Origin of the sequence: Caldimonas caldifontis, assembly GCF_002930615.1 — a bacterium.
GTDB classification, from domain to species: Bacteria; Pseudomonadota; Gammaproteobacteria; order Burkholderiales; family Burkholderiaceae_C; genus Caldimonas; species Caldimonas caldifontis.
On sequence record NZ_PSNX01000002.1, the window covers coordinates 160,414 to 177,872 of the forward strand.

General features: G+C 68.1%; 13 protein-coding genes and 3 tRNA genes. 8 read left to right on the forward strand and 8 right to left on the reverse strand.

Annotated features, from left to right (window positions below):
• Nucleotides 1–7 precede the first annotated feature (7 nt).
• From C1704_RS02400 to C1704_RS02415, 4 genes are all read left to right on the forward strand, one after another.
• Nucleotides 8–1,165, forward strand: a complete 1,158-nt coding sequence (locus C1704_RS02400) for an efflux RND transporter periplasmic adaptor subunit (protein WP_104300641.1) — start codon at nucleotides 8–10, stop codon at nucleotides 1,163–1,165.
• Nucleotides 1,166–1,186: 21 nt separating this feature from the next.
• Entirely contained in the window at nucleotides 1,187–4,378 is a 3,192-nt protein-coding gene (locus C1704_RS02405; protein WP_104300643.1) for an efflux RND transporter permease subunit, read from the forward strand.
• A 40-nt stretch (nucleotides 4,379–4,418) separates the two neighbouring features.
• On the forward strand, nucleotides 4,419–5,084 hold the full coding sequence (locus C1704_RS02410) for a protein-L-isoaspartate O-methyltransferase family protein (protein WP_104300645.1): 666 nt from the start codon (nucleotides 4,419–4,421) through the stop codon (nucleotides 5,082–5,084).
• Between the two features lie 62 nt (nucleotides 5,085–5,146).
• Complete coding sequence (locus C1704_RS02415; protein WP_245876353.1) at nucleotides 5,147–6,472, forward strand: TolC family outer membrane protein; 1,326 nt, start codon at nucleotides 5,147–5,149, stop codon at nucleotides 6,470–6,472.
• On the opposite strand, the gene C1704_RS02420 is transcribed toward C1704_RS02415, so the two are convergent.
• Nucleotides 6,450–7,769, reverse strand: a complete 1,320-nt coding sequence (locus C1704_RS02420) for a 3-deoxy-D-manno-octulosonic acid transferase (protein ID WP_245876354.1) — start codon at nucleotides 7,767–7,769, stop codon at nucleotides 6,450–6,452. The two genes, C1704_RS02415 and C1704_RS02420, sit on opposite strands and share 23 nt — an antisense overlap.
• The gene (locus C1704_RS02425; protein ID WP_104300648.1) at nucleotides 7,766–9,157 is read right to left on the reverse strand and encodes a phosphomannomutase/phosphoglucomutase; all 1,392 of its coding nucleotides are present in this window, start codon (nucleotides 9,155–9,157) and stop codon (nucleotides 7,766–7,768) included. Before C1704_RS02425 ends, C1704_RS02420 begins: the two co-directional genes overlap by 4 nt.
• Before the next feature lie 117 nt (nucleotides 9,158–9,274).
• On the opposite strand from C1704_RS02425, the gene C1704_RS02430 reads away from it, so the two are divergent.
• The 4 genes from C1704_RS02430 to C1704_RS02445 are packed head-to-tail and all read left to right on the forward strand — an operon-like array spanning nucleotide 9,275 to nucleotide 12,656.
• Nucleotides 9,275–10,786, forward strand: a complete 1,512-nt coding sequence (locus tag C1704_RS02430; RefSeq protein ID WP_104300650.1) for an Ada metal-binding domain-containing protein — start codon at nucleotides 9,275–9,277, stop codon at nucleotides 10,784–10,786.
• Nucleotides 10,783–11,283: a methylated-DNA--[protein]-cysteine S-methyltransferase gene (locus C1704_RS02435; protein ID WP_104300652.1), complete on the forward strand. Its 501-nt coding sequence runs from the start codon at nucleotides 10,783–10,785 to the stop codon at nucleotides 11,281–11,283. The genes C1704_RS02430 and C1704_RS02435 overlap by 4 nt, the downstream gene beginning before the upstream one ends.
• Nucleotides 11,280–12,203, forward strand: a complete 924-nt coding sequence (locus tag C1704_RS02440; protein WP_104300654.1) for a DMT family transporter — start codon at nucleotides 11,280–11,282, stop codon at nucleotides 12,201–12,203. The genes C1704_RS02435 and C1704_RS02440 overlap by 4 nt, the downstream gene beginning before the upstream one ends.
• Nucleotides 12,204–12,221: 18 nt before the next feature.
• Nucleotides 12,222–12,656 (forward strand): carboxymuconolactone decarboxylase family protein, encoded by a 435-nt coding sequence (locus tag C1704_RS02445; protein WP_104300656.1) that lies wholly within the window; start codon nucleotides 12,222–12,224, stop codon nucleotides 12,654–12,656.
• A 236-nt stretch (nucleotides 12,657–12,892) separates the two neighbouring features.
• Here the strand turns inward: C1704_RS02445 and C1704_RS02450 are convergent.
• From C1704_RS02450 to purF, 6 genes are all read right to left on the reverse strand, one after another.
• Nucleotides 12,893–12,969 (reverse strand) — tRNA-Asp (locus tag C1704_RS02450).
• A 45-nt stretch (nucleotides 12,970–13,014) separates the two neighbouring features.
• A tRNA-Glu gene (locus tag C1704_RS02455) sits at nucleotides 13,015–13,090 on the reverse strand.
• A 37-nt stretch (nucleotides 13,091–13,127) separates the two neighbouring features.
• Nucleotides 13,128–13,203 (reverse strand) — tRNA-Ala (locus tag C1704_RS02460).
• Between the two features lie 80 nt (nucleotides 13,204–13,283).
• Nucleotides 13,284–14,672 carry a glutamate--tRNA ligase gene (gene gltX / locus C1704_RS02465; protein ID WP_104300658.1) on the reverse strand — a complete coding sequence of 463 codons (1,389 nt, stop codon included), beginning with the start codon at nucleotides 14,670–14,672 and terminating at the stop codon, nucleotides 13,284–13,286.
• Nucleotides 14,669–15,913, reverse strand: a complete 1,245-nt coding sequence (locus tag C1704_RS02470) for an O-succinylhomoserine sulfhydrylase (RefSeq protein WP_104300660.1) — start codon at nucleotides 15,911–15,913, stop codon at nucleotides 14,669–14,671. Before C1704_RS02470 ends, gltX begins: the two co-directional genes overlap by 4 nt.
• 15 nt (nucleotides 15,914–15,928) lie before the next feature.
• Nucleotides 15,929–17,446, reverse strand: coding sequence for an amidophosphoribosyltransferase (gene purF, locus C1704_RS02475; protein WP_104300662.1), 1,518 nt, complete (start codon nucleotides 17,444–17,446; stop codon nucleotides 15,929–15,931).
• Nucleotides 17,447–17,459 lie beyond the last annotated feature (13 nt).

Sequence of the window (17,459 nt, forward strand, 5' to 3'; positions counted from 1 at the left end):
CCACCTCATGAACCGCACTTCAAAGCGCACCGCGCTCTGGCTGACTGTGATCCTGCTCGTGGCCATCGTGGCTGCCAGTGCGCTGCGCGCCGTCCAGCATCGCCGAGCGGCCGCCGCTCTGGCCAGCCAGAACACCAGCACCCCGTCCCAGATCGAGCTGGCGCCCACCGATCTGGTCACCGTGAAGGAAACGGAGTTGGACCAGTCGGTGGCGGTGTCCGGAGGACTGCGTGCCGTGCGCAGCGCCCAGGTGAAGGCGAAGGTGGCCGGGGAACTGCGCGAGCTGGCCGTGCGTGAGGGAGAGTCGGTGCGAGCCGGCCAGGTGCTCGGGCGCATCGATCCGGCCGAGTACGAGGCGCGCCTGCGGCAGTCCCAGGAGCAAGTGGCGGCGGCTCAGGCCCAGCTCGACATTGCCGAGCGCAGCCTCCAGAACAACCGGGCCCTGGTGGACCAGGGCTTCATCTCGCGCAATGCCCTGGACACCTCCGTCTCGAACGCGGCCGCGGCCCGTGCAGGGCTCCAGCAGGCCCGTGCCGGCGTGGATCTGGCGCGCAAGGCGCTCAATGACACCGTGCTGCGTGCGCCCATCGATGGCGTCGTTGCGGCGCGCAATGCCCAGCCCGGTGAACGCGTCGCCGTGGAAGCCCGCATCGTGGACATCGTGGACCTGACCCGCCTGGAACTGGAGGCCCCCGTGCCAGCCGAGCAGGTGGTCCAGCTGGCCGTAGGGGCCCGCGCCCGTCTGCGCGTGGATGGCCTGGCCGAACCGGTGCAGGCCACGCTCGCACGCATCAACCCCAGCACCCAGCCGGGAACCCGCGCTGTGCTGGTCTATCTCGCGCTCGACCCCCACCCGGCCCTGCGTCAGGGCCTGTTCGCCACGGGCGAGATCGTGCTCGATCGCACTCGCGGCCTGGCACTCCCGGCGTCGGCCTTGCGCCAGGACGCCGGTCGCACGATCGCGCTGGTGGTGCATGACGATCGCGTCGAGCAGCGCGAGGTCAGGACGGGCCGCACGGCACGCGATGCCAACGGCGGCGAAACCTTGGTCGAGATCGTGGACGGCCTGGCCGCAGGGGACCGTGTACTGGCCGGATCGGTCGGCCTGGTGCGCGATGGCGTGCGCGTGCGTGTGACCGAAGTGGCGTCTCAGCCGGCACGCTGATCATCAGCACCAACGCATACCATGTGGTTCACCCGCGTCTCCATCCAGAACCCGGTCATGGCCACGATGGTCATGCTGGCCTTCGTCGTGTTGGGCCTGTTCTCGTACCAGCGGCTCAAGGTCGATCAGTTCCCCGACATCGAATTCCCCATCGTGGTGGTCCAGGTCGACTACCCCGGCGCGTCGCCCGAGATCGTCGAGACCGAGGTGACGCGCAAGGTCGAGGAAGCCGTCAACTCCATCGCCGGCATCAAGAAACTGTATTCGCGCAGCTACGAGAGCCGCTCGGTGGTGATCATCGAGTTCAACCTCAACGTGGATGATCGCCGCGCCGCGGACGATGTGCGGGAGAAGATGTCCATCCTGCGGCCGGCCCTGCGCGATGAGGTGGAGGAACCCCGCGTGCTGCGCTTTGACCCGGCGGGCCGGCCGATCTACATCCTGGCGCTGACCTCGCCGGACGGCTCGCGCAGCGCCGTGGACCTGAGCACCTACGCCGATCAGATCCTGAAGAAGCGCCTCGAGAACGTGCCCGGTGTGGGCTCGGTCTCGCTGGTGGGCGAGGTCAAGCGCGAGATCAACATCTACCTCGACCCCCAGGCCATGGAGGCCCTGGGCGTGACGGTGGACCAGGTGGTGCAGGCCGTGCGCACGGAAAACCGGGATCTGCCGGCTGGGGCCCTGCGCACGGGGCAGTCCGAGCGGGTGGTGCAGGTCAACGCCCGGATGCAACGACCCGAGGACTTCGCCCAGATCATCGTCGCCCGGCGCGGAGCCGGCAGCGCCGTGCCGGTTCGGCTGGGCCAGGTGGCGCGCGTGGTGGATGGTCCACAGGAAATCGAGTCGCTGGCCCTCTACAACGGGCAGCGCACGCTCGCTCTCACGGTGCTGAAAGCGCAGGGGCAGAACACCATCGAGGTGGTGGATGGCCTGAACCGAGTCCTGACCGAGATCCGCCCCGAGCTGCCGGAGGGCATGGCCCTGGACGTGGTCAGCGACAACTCACGGCCCATCCGCGTGGCGGTGAAGAATGTCCGGCAGACGCTGATCGAAGGCGCCGTGCTCACGGTCGCCATCGTCTTCCTCTTCCTGAACTCCTGGCGCTCCACCGTGATCACCGGCCTGACGCTACCCATTGCGCTGATCGGTACTTTCGGCGTGATGCATGCGTTCGGTTTCTCCATCAACATGGTCACGCTGATGGCCCTCAGCCTGTGCGTGGGCCTGCTGATCGACGACGCCATCGTCGTGCGAGAGAACATCGTGCGCCACATGCAGATGGGCAAGGGCCCGCGCGAAGCCGCCCTGGACGGCACCAACGAGATCGGCCTGGCCGTGCTGGCCACCACCCTGTCCATCGTGGCCGTGTTCCTGCCCATTGGCTTCATGGGCGGCATCATCGGCAAGTTCTTCCACGAGTTCGGCATCACCATGGTCGCGGCGGTGATGATCTCGATGTTCGTGAGCTTCACGCTCGACCCCATGCTCTCCAGCGTGTGGCATGACCCGGCGGTGATGCCGCATGCCAGCACGCGCAAGAGCCTGTACGACCGCACACTGGGACGTGTGACCGGCGCGATGGACCGCTTCTCGCACTGGCTGGGTGAGGCCTACCAGGATATTCTGGCCTGGTCGCTGCGGCACAAGGCGGCCACGATGGGCATTGCGGTGGCCAGCCTCGTCGCCAGCTTCGCCCTCGTGCCGCTGCTGGGCACCGAGTTCGTGCCCAAGGCCGATTTCGGCGACACCAACGTGAGCTTCTACACGGCCACCGGCTCCTCGCTGGAAGCCACCGAGGCCAAGGTGCGCCAGGTGGACGCCATCCTGCGCGAGTTTCCCGAGGTGCGCTACACCGTGGCCACGATCAACACCGGCTCGGCGCCTGACAAGAACCAGGCCAGCCTCTATGTCCGCTTGGTGGATCGCGACCAGCGCGAACGCAATGTGGATCAGATGTCAGCTCCGCTGCGCGAGCGACTGGCCACCGTGCCCGGCATCACCGTCACGCAAGTGGGCCTGCTCGATGCGGTGGGGGGTCAGAAGCCCATTTCGCTGTCGCTGCAAGGCAACGACCTGCGCGAACTCCAGCGCCAGACCCAGGCCCTGCTCGATCAGTTGCGCACGATTCCCGGGCTGGTGGATCTGGACACCAGCATGAAGCCGAACAAGCCCACGGTGGACGTGCAGGTGCGGCGTGACGCTGCCTCCGACCTGGGGTTGAGCGTCGGCGCCATCACCAGCAGCCTTCGCGCCCTGGTGGCCGGCCAGACCGTGGGCAACTGGCGCGCCGAGGACGACCAGAGCTATGACGTGAAGGTGCGGCTGGCGCCGCAGGCTCGCATGCAGGCAGACGATCTGGCCGGGCTCGGCCTGGCCGTGGGCCAGCAGGCCGATGGCAGCGCGCGCATCGTGCGCCTGTCGCAAGTGGCCGACCTCGTACCCTCGGTGGGCCCCAGCCAGATCAATCGCCGCGACCTCAACCGCGAAGTGGAGATCACAGCCAACGTGACCGGACGCTCGCTGGGCGAGGTGTCAGCCGACATCCGCACGGTGATCGACCGTCTGGCTCTGCCGGCCGGCTATCGCGTGAGCTTTGGCGGCTCCACACGCGACATGCAGGAGTCCTTCGCCTATGCGCTGTCGGCCCTGGGCCTGGCCGTCATCTTCATCTACATGATCCTGGCCTCGCAGTTCAAGAGCTTCGTGCAACCGATTGCGTTGATGTCCTCGCTGCCGCTCACCCTCATCGGCGTGGTGCTGATCCTGCTGGTTTTCGGATCGACGCTGAACATGTTCTCGATCATCGGCGTGATCATGCTGATGGGCCTGGTCACCAAGAACGCGATCCTGCTGGTGGACTTTGCGAATCGCGCCCGTGAAGGCCACAGCGCCGAAGGGCTGGAAGGCCAGCGCCTGGGGCGTGAGGAAGCCCTGATGATGGCGGCCCGCGTGCGCCTGCGCCCCATCCTGATGACCACGCTGGCGATGGTGTTCGGCATGGTGCCGCTGGCCTTTGCGCTGTCGGAAGGCGCCGAGCAGCGCGCCCCGATGGGACAGGCTGTCATCGGGGGCGTGATCACGTCGTCCCTGCTGACCCTGGTGGTGGTGCCGGTGGTGTATTGCTACCTCGACGATCTGTCGAACTGGCTGCGGCGCAAGTTCGGTGCGGGAACTCCGCCCGTGCCGACGGACCTCACGAGCGAGGCGAAATAAAATCCGTGTCTTCCCCTAGAACGGCCTTCAGGACCCAGTCATGAACATCGAACAAGCCCGCTTCAACATGATCGAGCAACAGATCCGCCCCTGGGAGGTGCTGGATCCGTCGGTGCTGTCGTTGCTCTCGGTGGTGCGCCGCGAGGACTTCGTGCCCGCCGCCTACCGCGCCATGGCCTTTGTCGACATGGAAGTGCCCCTGCTCGAGGGCGGTGCCAAGGGCATGTGCATGCTGCAGCCCAAGGTCGAGGCCCGGCTCCTGCAGGAACTTGCCCTGGGCAAGCATGAGAAGGTCCTGGAGATCGGCGCTGGCTCGGGCTACATGGCCGCGCTGCTGGCCCACAAGGCGCAGCGCGTGGTGAGCCTGGAGATTCATCCCGAGCTGGCCCGCATGGCCGCCGAGAACCTGCGTCGCGCCGGCGTGCACAACGCCGAGGTCCGTCAGGCCGATGGCTCGAAGACCGTGCTGGCCGAGGGCCCCTTCGACGCCATCCTGGCCTCGGGCTCGGTGGCCCAGGTGCCGCAAAGCCTGCTGTCCCAGCTCAAGGTGGGCGGCCGACTTGCGGCCATCGTCGGCCAGGAACCGGTGATGCGCGCGGTCATCGTCACGCGCACGGGCGAACATGAATTCCGCACCGTCGAGATCTTCGACACCGTCGCTGCGCGCCTGCTGGGCTTCGATGAGCCCTCGCGCTTCACTTTCTGACACAAGGATCCTCCATGCCCTCGCGTCCGCGCTCAGACCTTTCCTCCCCGAAGAACGCCGTGATGCGCAGCCTGTCTGTGCCGCTGCGGCCGCTCCTGCTGGGGGTGGGCCTGCTCTGGGCAGCGGCCGTGCCGGCCCAGAGCCTGATGGAGGTCTATGAGGCGGCGCGAGGCTACGACGCCACCTATCTGGCGGCCAGGGCCCAGGCGGAGTCGGCCGAATTCCGCGCCGCTCAGTCGGGCGCCCTGCGCTTGCCTACCGTGGGTCTCGGCGCTTCCAGCACCCGCACGGAGTCCGATCCACCCCAGGGCACTGATCTGTCCGGCACCTCCCACCAGCTGGCGCTGCAGGCCAAGCAGCCGCTTTTCAATCGCGGCAATGGTGTGAGCATCGACCAGGCGGACCGGGCGCTCCAGATTTCACGCGCCGAGCTGGAAAGTGCCGAACAGGACCTGATCGTGCGGGTGGCCCAGGCCTACTTCGATGTGCTGGCTGCGCAGGACGCACTGGCCACGGCACGCGCCAACAAGACCGCCATCTCGGAACAGCTCGCCTCGGCCCGGCGCAACTTCGAGGTGGGCACAGCCACCATCACCGATACGCGCGAGGCGCAAGCCCGTTTCGACCTGGCAGGCGCCCAGGAGCTGGCCGCCGAGAATGAGTTGCGCACCCGCCAGCTCGCACTGGACCAGCTCGTCGGTCGCAGCGGCATCACGCCTCAGCCGCTGGCCCAGCCCGTGGCCCTGCCTCCAGTGACCCCGTCCGACCCGGACGTCTGGGTGGCCAAGGCCGTGGAGGCCCCGACGGTGCGTCGCGCCCAGCTCGCCTACGAGATCGCCCAGCTCGAAACCGACAAGGCCCGCGCCGGGCACCTGCCCACGGTGGACCTGGTGGGCACGCTGGCGCGCAACCGCAACAATGGGTCACTCTACGAGGCCCAGCGCACGGCGGGTTCCAGCACCAATGCCAGCGTCGGGGTGCAACTCAACCTGCCTTTGTTTGCCGGCTTTGCAGTCCAGAACCGCGTGAAGGAAACCCTGTCGTTGCAGGAGAAGTCGCGCAACGACCTGGAGACTGCTCGACGTGGGGTGACGCTGGGCACCCGCCAGGCCTACCTGGGTGTACAGTCCCTGCAGGCCCAGGTGCGGGCACTGGAAGCGGCCGAGGCTTCCTCGAAGCTGGCCCTGGAAGCCACCCAGACGGGCTACCGGGTGGGTGTGCGGGTGAACCTGGATGTGCTCAACGCCCAGACCCAGCTCTTTTCCACACAGCGCGACCTGGCTCGCGCACGCTACGACGTGCTCGTGGGCAGCCTTCGCCTGCGTCAGGCCGCCGGTGTGCTGTCGCCCGAAGACCTCGCTGCGATCAACGGATTGCTGTCCCGCTGAGCGCGAGGATCTGCTGTGCCATGCGCGCCGCGGCACCTCGATGAGCTGTAGCGAAAGCGCGCGAGCGTTGTGACATCTCCGACTGCACTTGCCGTGAAGTCGCCAACTGCACGGCCCGGGCGACACCGTCCTGCATGGACGTCACCCTCTCGGCCGCTTCCGCCTGCAGAGCAAGCTCCGCCGCTTCGGCGAAATTGAAGGTGTGCGGGCCCATGATCACCGGGCAGCCACAGGCTGCCGCTTCGATCAGGTTCTGCCCCCCCAGCGGCGCAAAGCTGCCCCCCAGCAAGGCCACATCGGCCGCCGCGTAGTAGGCGGGCATCTCGCCCAGGCTGTCGCCCAGGATCACGTCCACGTCCCCGGCCATCGGCGGGGGGGTGTGACCCCAGTTCGAGCGCCGCAGCAGGTGCCAGCCGTCAGCGCACATCAGCGCAGCCACCTCGTCGAAGCGCTGAGGGTGGCGGGGCACCACCAGCAGCAGCGGACGCGGCACCGGCAGGCTGCGCCAGGCGGCCAGCAGCGGTCCTTCCTCGCCTTCGCGGGTGCTTGCCGCCAGCACGACCGGCCGCGGCAACCCGCCCTGCCATTGCTGGCGCCAAGCCTGACCCTGGGTCATCAGCGCCTCGGGCGGGGTCATGTCGAACTTGAGATTCCCGCAGACCTCCACCCGCATCACCCCCATCGCACGCAGGCGGGCAGCATCGCCTTCGGTCTGCGCCAGGGCCAGGGCCAGGCTGCGCGCCGCCGGCTGCATCAGGGCTCGCAACCGCTGCCCCTGGCGCAGGCTGCGTTCGCTCAGGCGTGCATTCACCAATACCATCGGCACGCCGTGCCGGACAGCCGCCTGCTGAAGCACCGGCCACACCTCGGTCTCCATCAACAGGCCCAGCGTCGGGCGGTGATGAGCCAGGAAACGCCGCACCGCCCCTGGCGTGTCGTAGGGCAGCCAGGCTTGGGCATCACCTTCGCGCAGCAGGGTTCGGCCGGCCTCCAGGCCCGTGGCCGTGCCGTGCGTGAGCAGCAAACGCACGTCCGGTTGCCTCGCACGCAAGGCCTCGATCAGACCCGCGGCCGCACGCGTTTCGCCCAGGGACACCGCGTGCAGCCACAGCGCACCGGGCGCCGGGGCCGGGTCGCGATAGCAGCCGAAGCGTTCGCCCATCCGCCAGCGGTACAGCGGCTCGCGGCGTCCCCGCCACCACAGCTTCAGACCATAGGCCGGCTGCAGCAGCCACAACAGCGCGGCATAGGTTCGCAGCGCCCAGCGTTCCGCCAGGCGCAGCCCGGGGGTGGTCAATGGGCCGCCCCGCCGATTTGGGCGTCGGGCTTGACCGCGCGCACGGCCGCCAGGAACTGCTCGCGGATGCGCTCCAGCGCTTGCGGCGTCTGACCCTCGAAGCGCAGCACCAGCACCGGCGTGGTGTTGGACGCCCGCACGAGCCCGAAGCCATCGTCGAATTCGGCCCGCAGGCCATCGATGTCCACCACCTCGCGCGCTCCGTCGAAGCGAGCCGTCTCGCGCAGCTGTTCCACCAGGCGATGATGCTCGCCCTCGGCGCAGGCGATGTTGAGCTCGGGCGTGCTGTAGCTGGTAGGCAGTGCATCGAGCACGGCGCTCGGGTCCTCATGGCGGCTGAGGATCTCCAGCAAGCGCGCAGCCGTGTACGTGGCGTCGTCGAAGCCGTACCAGCGTTCCTTGAAGAAGACATGCCCGCTCATCTCGCCGGCAAACGGTGCGCCGGTCTCGCGCAGCTTGGCCTTGACCAGCGAATGACCGGTTTTCCACATCATTGGCACACCACCGGCCTCGCGGATCACCTGGGCCAGGCGCTGGCTGCATTTGACATCGTAGATGATGGTCGCGCCGGGGTTGCGCTGCAGGATGTCGCGCGCGAAGAGCATCATCTGGCGGTCGGGGTAAATGTTGTGGCCCTCGCGCGTGACCACGCCCAGACGGTCGCCGTCGCCGTCGAACGCCAGGCCCAGTTCGGCGCCATGCTCACGCACGGCGGCGATCAGGTCGGCCAGATTCTCGGGCTTGGACGGGTCGGGGTGGTGGTTGGGGAAGTCGCCGTCCACCTCGGAATAAAGCTCGATCACCTCGCAGCCCAGGGCGCGCAGGATGCCCGGCGCCGAGGCGCCCGGGATGCCGTTGCCGGAATCGACGACAATCTTCATCGGACGGGCCAGCGTCACGTCGCCCACGATGCGCCGGGTGTACTCGGGCAGCACGTCCAGCACTTGCAGCGCGCCCTCGCCTTGCACGTAGTCCTCGGCCTCCATGCGGCGGCGCAGACCCTGGATCTCGTCGCCATAGATGGCACGCCCGGCCAGCACCATCTTGAAGCCGTTGTAGTCCTTGGGGTTGTGGCTGCCCGTCACCTGGATGCTCGAATGGCAGCCCTGCTCGCCCCGCGTGGCGGCCACGTAGTAGCTCATCGGCGTGGTCACGGCGCCCAGGTCGATGACATCGACGCCGGTGGAGCGCAGGCCCCGGATCAGCGCCGCCGACAGCGACGGGCCCGACAAGCGGCCGTCACGGCCCACCGCCACCGCCTTTTCGCCGATCGCTCGAGCTTCGGTCCCGAAGGCGCGGCCCAGGTGCTCGGCCACGGCCTCGTCCAGGGTGGTCCCGACGATGCCACGGATGTCGTAGGCCTTGAAGATCGATGCGGCTGGCTGCACGGTGGTCCCTTCTGTCCGGTCTGGTCCAACCGCTCATTGTAGGGAGGGTCGCCATCGGGCTCGACCACATGTCCGAAAACGGCGAGTCCTGCGCCGGGCGACGCCCATAATGGCTGCATGCTGGATGACAACGCCGCCTACGCCGCCCTGCAATCGCGTGATGCCCGCTTCGACGGGCAGCTCTTCGTGGGCGTCACCTCCACCGGCGTCTACTGCCGGCCGGTGTGCCGTGTACGCACGCCGCTGCAACGCAACTGCCGTTTTTTCGCAAGCGCGGCCCAGGCCGAAGCGGCGCGCTTCCGTCCCTGCCTGAAATGCCGCCCGGAAGTGGCGCCGGGCCAGCGCCTGGCCTGGTCCGTGATGGATGCCTCGCGCACATTGGCCCGCCAGGCCTCGGCCTGGCTCGACACGCAGGCCAGCCTGCCCGATGGGCCCCACGTGGCCCAGCTGGCCCAACGGCTGGGCATCAGCGACCGACACCTGCGCCGCATCTTCCAGGCCGAGCATGGCGTCACCCCGCTGCAATACCTGCAGACCCGCCGATTGCTGCTGGCCAAGCAGCTGCTGACCGACACCGACCTTTGCGTGACCGACGTGGCCCTGGCCAGCGGCTTCGGCAGTCTGCGGCGCTTCCACGCCGCGTTCGCAGAGCACTACCGCCTCCAACCCACCGAGCTGCGGCGCCAGCGTCCGATAGTGCCCGAGCCGCAGGGCCCGGCGTTGCGCCTGGCCTACCGGCCGCCGCACGATCCGCCCGCGCTGTGGGCCTTCCTCGCGCAGCGGGCCATTCCCGGTGTCGAGGCGCCGGCGCCCGAGGGATGGCGCCGCAGCCTGCAATGGCCCCATCCCACCCAGGACGGCCGCTGGCTGAGCGGCTGGCTGGCCGTGCGCTTCGATGCGCCTCACGCCCGGGTCGAGCTTCAGCTCTCACCCTCCCTGGTGGCCGCCAGCGGCACCCTGCTGCCGGCCGTGCGCCGCTGGCTGGACCTGGACGCCCAGCCCGAGCAGGTCGATGCGCGTCTGAAGGATCTGCCCCATCCCGGCATGCGCCTGCCGGGCGCGCTCGACCCCTTCGAGCTGGCCGTGCGCGCCGTGCTGGGGCAGCAGGTCACCGTTGCTGCAGCCCGCACGCTGGCCACCCGTCTGGTCGACGCCTACGGGGAGCCCGTCGACAGCCCCTGGCCCGAGGTGCGACGCTGCTTCCCCCGGCCCGAGCACCTGGCCGAGGCGCCGCCGGACGCCCTGGGTCGCCTGGGCCTGGTGCGACAGCGGGTGGGCGCCATCGGCGCCCTGGCCCGTGCGTGGCCCGCACTGAGCCCCCTGCTCCAGGCCCCCGCCCCGGGAAGCCCGAGCGACCCGCTGCCCGCGGCCGTGCAGGCGCTGCAGGCCCTGCCCGGCATCGGCCCCTGGACGGCCCACTACATCGCCATGCGTGCGCTGGGGTGGCCCGACGCCTTCCCGCCCGGCGATGTGGCCGTGCTCAAGGCCCTGACGCAGCGGCTCGGACGACCGTGCTCGGTGCGCGAGGCCGAGCAACTGGCCGAGGCCTGGCGCCCCTGGCGGGCCTACGCCGTGGTTCGCCTGTGGGCCTCGCTCAGCCCGACACCCCCCCATTCACCGCTGTCATGATGAACATTCCCTACACCGCGCAGCGCCGCTGGGCTTCCCCACTGGGCACGATCTGGGCCGCACGCACCGCCGCTGGCCTGGCTGGCCTGTGGTTCGCCGAAGGTCAGAAGGACACACCGGACACCATCGACGCCCCCCTGAGCGACGACGACGCCTTGCTACAGGCCGTCGAGGCCGCGCTCGCCGACTACTGGCGGGATGGCACCCTGGCCTGGGATCTCTCCCTGGACCTGCATGGCACGCCCTTCCAGCGCGAGGTGTGGCAGGCCTTGCTGAAAGTGCCCCAGGGACACACGCTGAGCTACCGCGACCTGGCCGAGCGCATCGGCCGCCCACAGGCCGTGCGCGCCGTGGGCGCGGCCGTGGGGCGCAATCCGGTGTCCATCCTCGTGCCCTGCCACCGCATCCTGGGCAGCAACGGCAGCCTCACCGGCTATGCCGGCGGCCTGGAACGCAAGGTCGCGCTGCTTCGCCTCGAAGGGGTGCTGGCCGCATGAAGCCCCGCGATCTCACCGAACTCGTGCTCCTGGCCGCCATCTGGGGCGCCTCCTTCCTCTTCATGCGCCTGGCGGCCGGCCCCTTCGGCCCGATCGCCCTGGTGGCCGTGCGGGTGGCCGGGGCCGCCCTCTTCCTGCTGCCGCTGCTGGCCTGGCGCGGCCAGGCCGCCTGGCTGCCGCGCCGTGCGGTGCCGCTCTTCGTCGCGGGCCTGTTCACCAGCGCACTGCCCTTCCTGGGCTTCAGCTATGCGGCGCTGAGCATCACCGCCGGCCTGTCCTCCATCTTCAACGCCACGACGCCGCTCTTTGGCGCGCTGATCGCCTGGCTGTGGCTGAAGAACCGGCTGACCTGGCCCCGGGTGCTCGGCCTGGCGATCGGATTTGCCGGCGTGGTGGGTCTGGCCTGGGACAAGGCGAGCTTCCGCCCGGATGCACCCGGCGGCGACACCGGCTGGGCGGTGCTGGCCTCCCTTGCGGCCGCCCTGTGCTACGGCTTCTCGGCCAGCTACACCAAACGCCATCTGTCGGACGTGCCCCCACTGGCCGTGGCCACCGGCACGCAGATCGGCGCCACGCTGGCGCTGCTGCTGCCGGCCTGGTGGTGGTGGCCCGAGGCCATGCCCTCGGCCAGCGCCTGGGCCTCGGCCCTGGCACTGGCCCTGGTGTGCACCGGGCTGGCCTACATCCTCTACTTCCGGCTGATGAGCCGCGTGGGGCCCACCAACACCATCACCGTGACCTTCCTGATCCCGGCCTTTGCGGTGCTGTGGGGCTGGGGCTTCCTGGACGAAGCCGTCACGCCGGCCATGCTGGCGGACAGCGCCGTCATCCTGGTGGGCACAGCCCTTGTCACGGGCCTGATCCCGCGCGGCAAGCCCAAGGTTCTGCCCCAGGCGCCTGAGCGAGAATCGGCGCTCTGACCTGCCTTTGCCTGCACCATGAGCCACATCCCCGACCCCGCCACTGCCGACCTCACGCTCAACCTCAGCCGCGACGCCTTCCGCGACGGCCTGGCCATGCGCCAGCGCGTGATGGGCCCGGACTTCGTCGAGCGCGCCTTTGCCAACGCGGATGACTTTCACGCCGACCTGCAGCAGCTGGTGACCTCGCTGGCGTGGGGCACGGTGTGGCCCCGGGCCGGTCTCGACCCGAAGACGCGCAGCATGATCACCGTGGCCATGCTCGTGGCCCTGGGCAAGCGCCAGGAACTCGAGGGCCACGTGCGCGGCGCACTGAACAACGGCGTCACCGTCGAGGAACTGAAGGAGATGATGCTGCACTCGGCCATCTACTGCGGCTTCCCTGCCGCCATCGAGGGCTTCCGCGCGGCCAAGACGGTGATCGAACAGGTGCAGGCCACGGCGAAGCCATGACCTCGACCCGCAAGCGCAAGCTGCGCATCCCCGCCCCCAAACCCCGCAACCCACTGGTGGCGCCCGCTCAGCAGCGCAAGGCCGGCGCACATCGCAGGGGGCGATCATCCGAACGCCAGCGATCGAAGCAGGAACTGCGGAGGGAGCTGAATCGCGAGGGGTGAGGCGGCAATGTGGGGAACTGCACGCCCCAAAGAGAAACGGGTTGATCCTTGCGAATCAACCCGTTCTAGACTTGGCGGAGTGGACGGGACTCGAACCCGCGACCCCCGGCGTGACAGGCCGGTATTCTAACCGACTGAACTACCACTCCGCGTCGGGGCAGCATTCCGGATTGCTCCGCAAGCGCTGCCAAACTTGGCGACCCCTAGGGGATTCGAACCCCTGTTACAACCGTGAAAGGGTCGTGTCCTAGGCCTCTAGACGAAGGGGTCAAGATCTTCGTACTACTTGAACCGCGCGCCACCTTGTTGGTGGAGGTAAGCGGGATCGAACCGCTGACCTCTTGCATGCCATGCAAGCGCTCTCCCAGCTGAGCTATACCCCCTACGAGGTGCCAGAAATCATCGCTGACTTCTGTTTGCGTCGCGCCGTTCAAGCGAGACTGAAAGTATATACCGAAATTTCTCAGGCTTGCAAGCGGTCGATCACGGTCTGGCGATCAAACAGTTCGAGCACCGCATCGATCGACGGCGTCTGGGCCCGACCGCACACCAGCACGCGCACAGGAATGGCCAGCTGCGGCATCTTCAGCCCATGGGCGCCGATGCTCTCCTTGATGGCCTGCTGGATCGCCACCTTCTCCCACGCCACCGTGGCGAGCTTGTCGCGCAGCGTGCGCAGCGCAGGCTTCACGGCTTCGGTGATGTGGGCGGCCTGGTCTTCAGCGCCGGGCTGCACCGGCGCGAAGTACATCGCCAGCCATTGCGCCAGTTCCACGGTGGTGCTGCAGCGGTCCTTGAAGAGGCCGCACATGCGCGCCAGTGTCGCGTCGTCACCGGCTTGCAGGCCCAGGCGCGCGAGCTGCTCGCGCACCAGCGGCGCCAGCCTCACGTCCTCGGTCATCTTGAGGTGCTGGGCATTCACCCAGCGCAGCTTGGCCTCATCGAACTGGCCTGCACTCTTGCCCAGATGGTCGAGATCGAACCACTGCAGGAACTGCTCGCGCGAGAAGATCTCGTCGTCGCCATGGCTCCAGCCCAGGCGCGCGAGGTAGTTGACCATCGCATCGGGCAGGTAGCCTTCGTCGCGGTATTGCGTGACCGGCTTGGCGCCGTTGCGCTTGCTCATCTTCTCGCCCTGCTCGTTCAGCACGGTGGGCAGGTGGGCATACACCGGCGGCTCCTTGCCGAGCGCGCGGAAGATGTTGATCTGGCGCGGCGTGTTGTTGACATGGTCGTCGCCACGGATCACATGGGTGATGGCCATGTCGATGTCGTCCACCACCACGCAGAAGTTATAGGTGGGTGTGCCGTCGGGCCGGGCAATCACGAGATCGTCGAGCTCGTCGTTGCTGATCGAGATGCGGCCCTTGACCTTGTCGTCCCAGACCACGGCCCCGCCGAGGGGGTTCTTGAAACGGATCACCGGCTGCACGCCCTCGGGCACCGGCGGCAGGGTCTTGCCCGGCTCAGGGCGCCAGGTACCGTCGTAGCGAGGCTTCTGCCTGGCGGCCATCTGGCGTTCGCGCAGCGCGTCCAGCTCGGCTGGCGACATGTAGCAGCGGTAGGCCAGGCCCTGCTCCAGCATCTGCGCGATCACCGCCTTGTAGCGGTCCATGCGCTGCATCTGGTAGTAAGGGCCCTCGTCCGGGTCAAGGCCCAACCATTTCATGCCCTCGAGGATCACGTCCACCGCCGCCTGCGAGGACCGCTCCAGGTCGGTGTCCTCGATGCGCAGGATGAAAACACCCTGGTTGGCACGCGCGAAGGCCCAGGGATACAGCGCCGAGCGGATGTTGCCCAGGTGAATGAAGCCCGTCGGGGACGGGGCAAAACGGGTGCGGACTTGGGTCATGTGGTCAAGGTGTCGAGGCCACGCTGAAGGTCGGCCTGCAGGTCTTGGACATCGTCCAGGCCCACGGCCACACGGATCAGGCCCTGGGTGATGCCGGCGGCCAGGCGCTGGTCTTCGCTCAGGCGTCCGTGCGAGGTGCTGGACGGGTGGGTGATGGTGGTCTTGGTGTCACCGAGGTTCGCGGTGATCGAGCAGATGCGGGTACTGTCGATGACATGGAAGGCATGCCGGCGCGCGAGTTCGGGCCCACCCTGGGCCTGGCCCTTCACGATGAAGGACAGCACCGCCCCGCCCTGCCCGTTCTGCTGGCGCATGGCGAGTTCGTGCTGCGGGTGCGAGGCCAGGCCAGGATAGTAGACGCGCTCGACCTGCGGGTGCGTCTGGAGCCATTGCGCCAGAGCCAGCGCGCGTTCGCTCTGGGCCCTCATGCGGATGGACAGCGTTTCCAGGCCCTTGAGCACCACCCAGGCATTGAAGGGTGACAGGCACATGCCGGCGCTGCGCATCAAGGGCACGAGCTTGCCCTCGATCTCGGCCTGCGGGCCGCACACCGCCCCGGCGATCACGCGCCCCTGGCCGTCGAGGTACTTGGTGCCGGAGTGGATGACGAAATCGGCACCCAGCTGCAGGGGCTGCTGCAGGGCCGGCGAACAGAAGCAGTTGTCCACCGCCAGCCAGGCCCCGGCGCCGTGGGCGATGCCGGCCAGCGCGGCGATGTCGCAGACCTCGGTGAGCGGGTTGGTGGGTGTCTCGGCAAAGAGCAGGCGGGTGTTGGGCCTGAGCGCCGCACGCCACTGGGCCACGTCGGTCTGGGAGACGAAGGTGGTCTCGACGCCGAATTTCGCCATCTCGCCACCCAGCAGCTTGATCGTCGAACCGAACACGCTTTGCGAGCAGATGACGTGGTCGCCCGCCTTGAGCAGGCCCATCACGAGCAGCAGGATGGCCGACATGCCACTGGCGGTGGCGATGCAGGCTTCGGCGCCTTCAAGGGCCGCCAGCCGCCGCTCCATCATCATCGTGGTGGGGTTGGTGAAGCGCGTGTAGACGAAGGCTTCTTCCTCGTTGGCAAACCGTGCGGCCGCCGTGGCAGCGTCCGGGTGCACGAAGCTGCTGGTGAGGAAGAGCGCCTCGGAGTTCTCACCCCAGGGGGTGGCAGGCAGCCCCTCGCGCACCGCCAGGGTGTCCAGGTGGACACCGGGGGGCAGGTCCACGCGGGGGATGCCAGGCTTGTCGCTCATCGCCCCTCCTCCCCTTCAGGCGTCGCCCGCGCTCTGCAGCGCCAGGCGAGTACGACCGGACTCCTCTTCCTCGCCCTGCGAGGTGCGCTGGGTCTCGATGGCCGCGAAGTCTTCGGCGCTCACGTCACCGGTGATGTAGTGCCCATCAAAGCAAGAGGCCTCCAGGCCGTCGAGGCCGGTGTTGAGCGAGCCCACGGCCTTCTTCATCGCCGCGACGTCCTGGTAGATCAGGGCGTCGGCGCCGATGAACTCGCGGATCTCCTCGATGCTGCGTCCATGCGCAATCAGCTCGCTCTTGGTGGGCATGTCGATGCCATACACGTTGGGATAACGCACCGGCGGCGCGGCCGAGGCCATGTAGACCCGGCGCGCTCCTGCCTCGCGGGCCATCTGCACGATCTCGCGCGAGGTGTTGCCCCGCACGATGGAGTCATCCACCAGCAGCACGTTGCGGCCCTTGAACTCCTGGGGCATGGCGTTCAGTTTCTGGCGCACGGATTTCCGGCGCACAGACTGGCCCGGCATGATGAAGGTGCGGCCCACATAGCGGTTCTTCACGAAGCCCTCGCGATAGGGCTTGCCGATCTTCTGTGCCAGTTGCATGGCCGAGGGGCGACTCGATTCGGGAATGGGGATCACCACGTCGATTTCGCTGGGCGGCATCGTCGAGATCAGCCGCTGGGCGAGCGTCTCGCCCATGTTCAGCCGCGCCTGGTAGACCGAAATGCCGTCGATGATGGAGTCCGGGCGGGCGAGATAGACGAACTCGAACACGCAGGGGTTCAGGCTGGGTCGCTCGGCACACTGCTGCGCATGCACCTGACCGTCGAGATCGATGAAGAGGGCTTCGCCAGGCGCCACGTCACGGACGAAGCGGTGCCCGGTGCCTTCCAGCGCCACCGATTCGCTGGCCACCATGACTTCGGGGCCTTCGGGCAAATCGGCCTGGCCGTAGCACAGCGGGCGGATGCCGTAGGGATCGCGGAAGGCCAGCAGACCGTAGCCCGCGATCAGACAGACCACGGCATAAGACCCCTTGATGCGCTTGTGCACGCCGCGCACCGCCTTGAAGACTTCCTCCGGCGTGAGGGGCAAGTCTCGTGCCGCCAGCTCCAGTTCGTGGGCCAGCACGTTGAGCAGCACCTCGGAGTCGCTCTCGGTGTTGAGGTGGCGCCGGTCGATGGCAAAGAGCTCCTTGCGCAGCGCATGGGCGTTGGTGAGGTTGCCGTTGTGCACCAGCACCAGACCGAAAGGTGCGTTCACATAGAAAGGTTGCGCTTCTTCCTCGCTGTAGGCATTGCCGGCCGTCGGGTAGCGCACCTGCCCCAGACCTACGGTGCCGGGCAGGGCACGCATGTTGCGGGTGCGGAACACATCGCGCACCATGCCACGCGCCTTGTGCATGAAGAACTTGGTGTCCATCGCCGTGACGATGCCCGCCGCGTCCTGGCCGCGGTGCTGCAGCAGCAGCAGCGCGTCGTAGATCAGCTGGTTGACCGGCGTCTTCGAGATGACGCCCACGATGCCGCACATGATTTACCTTCCA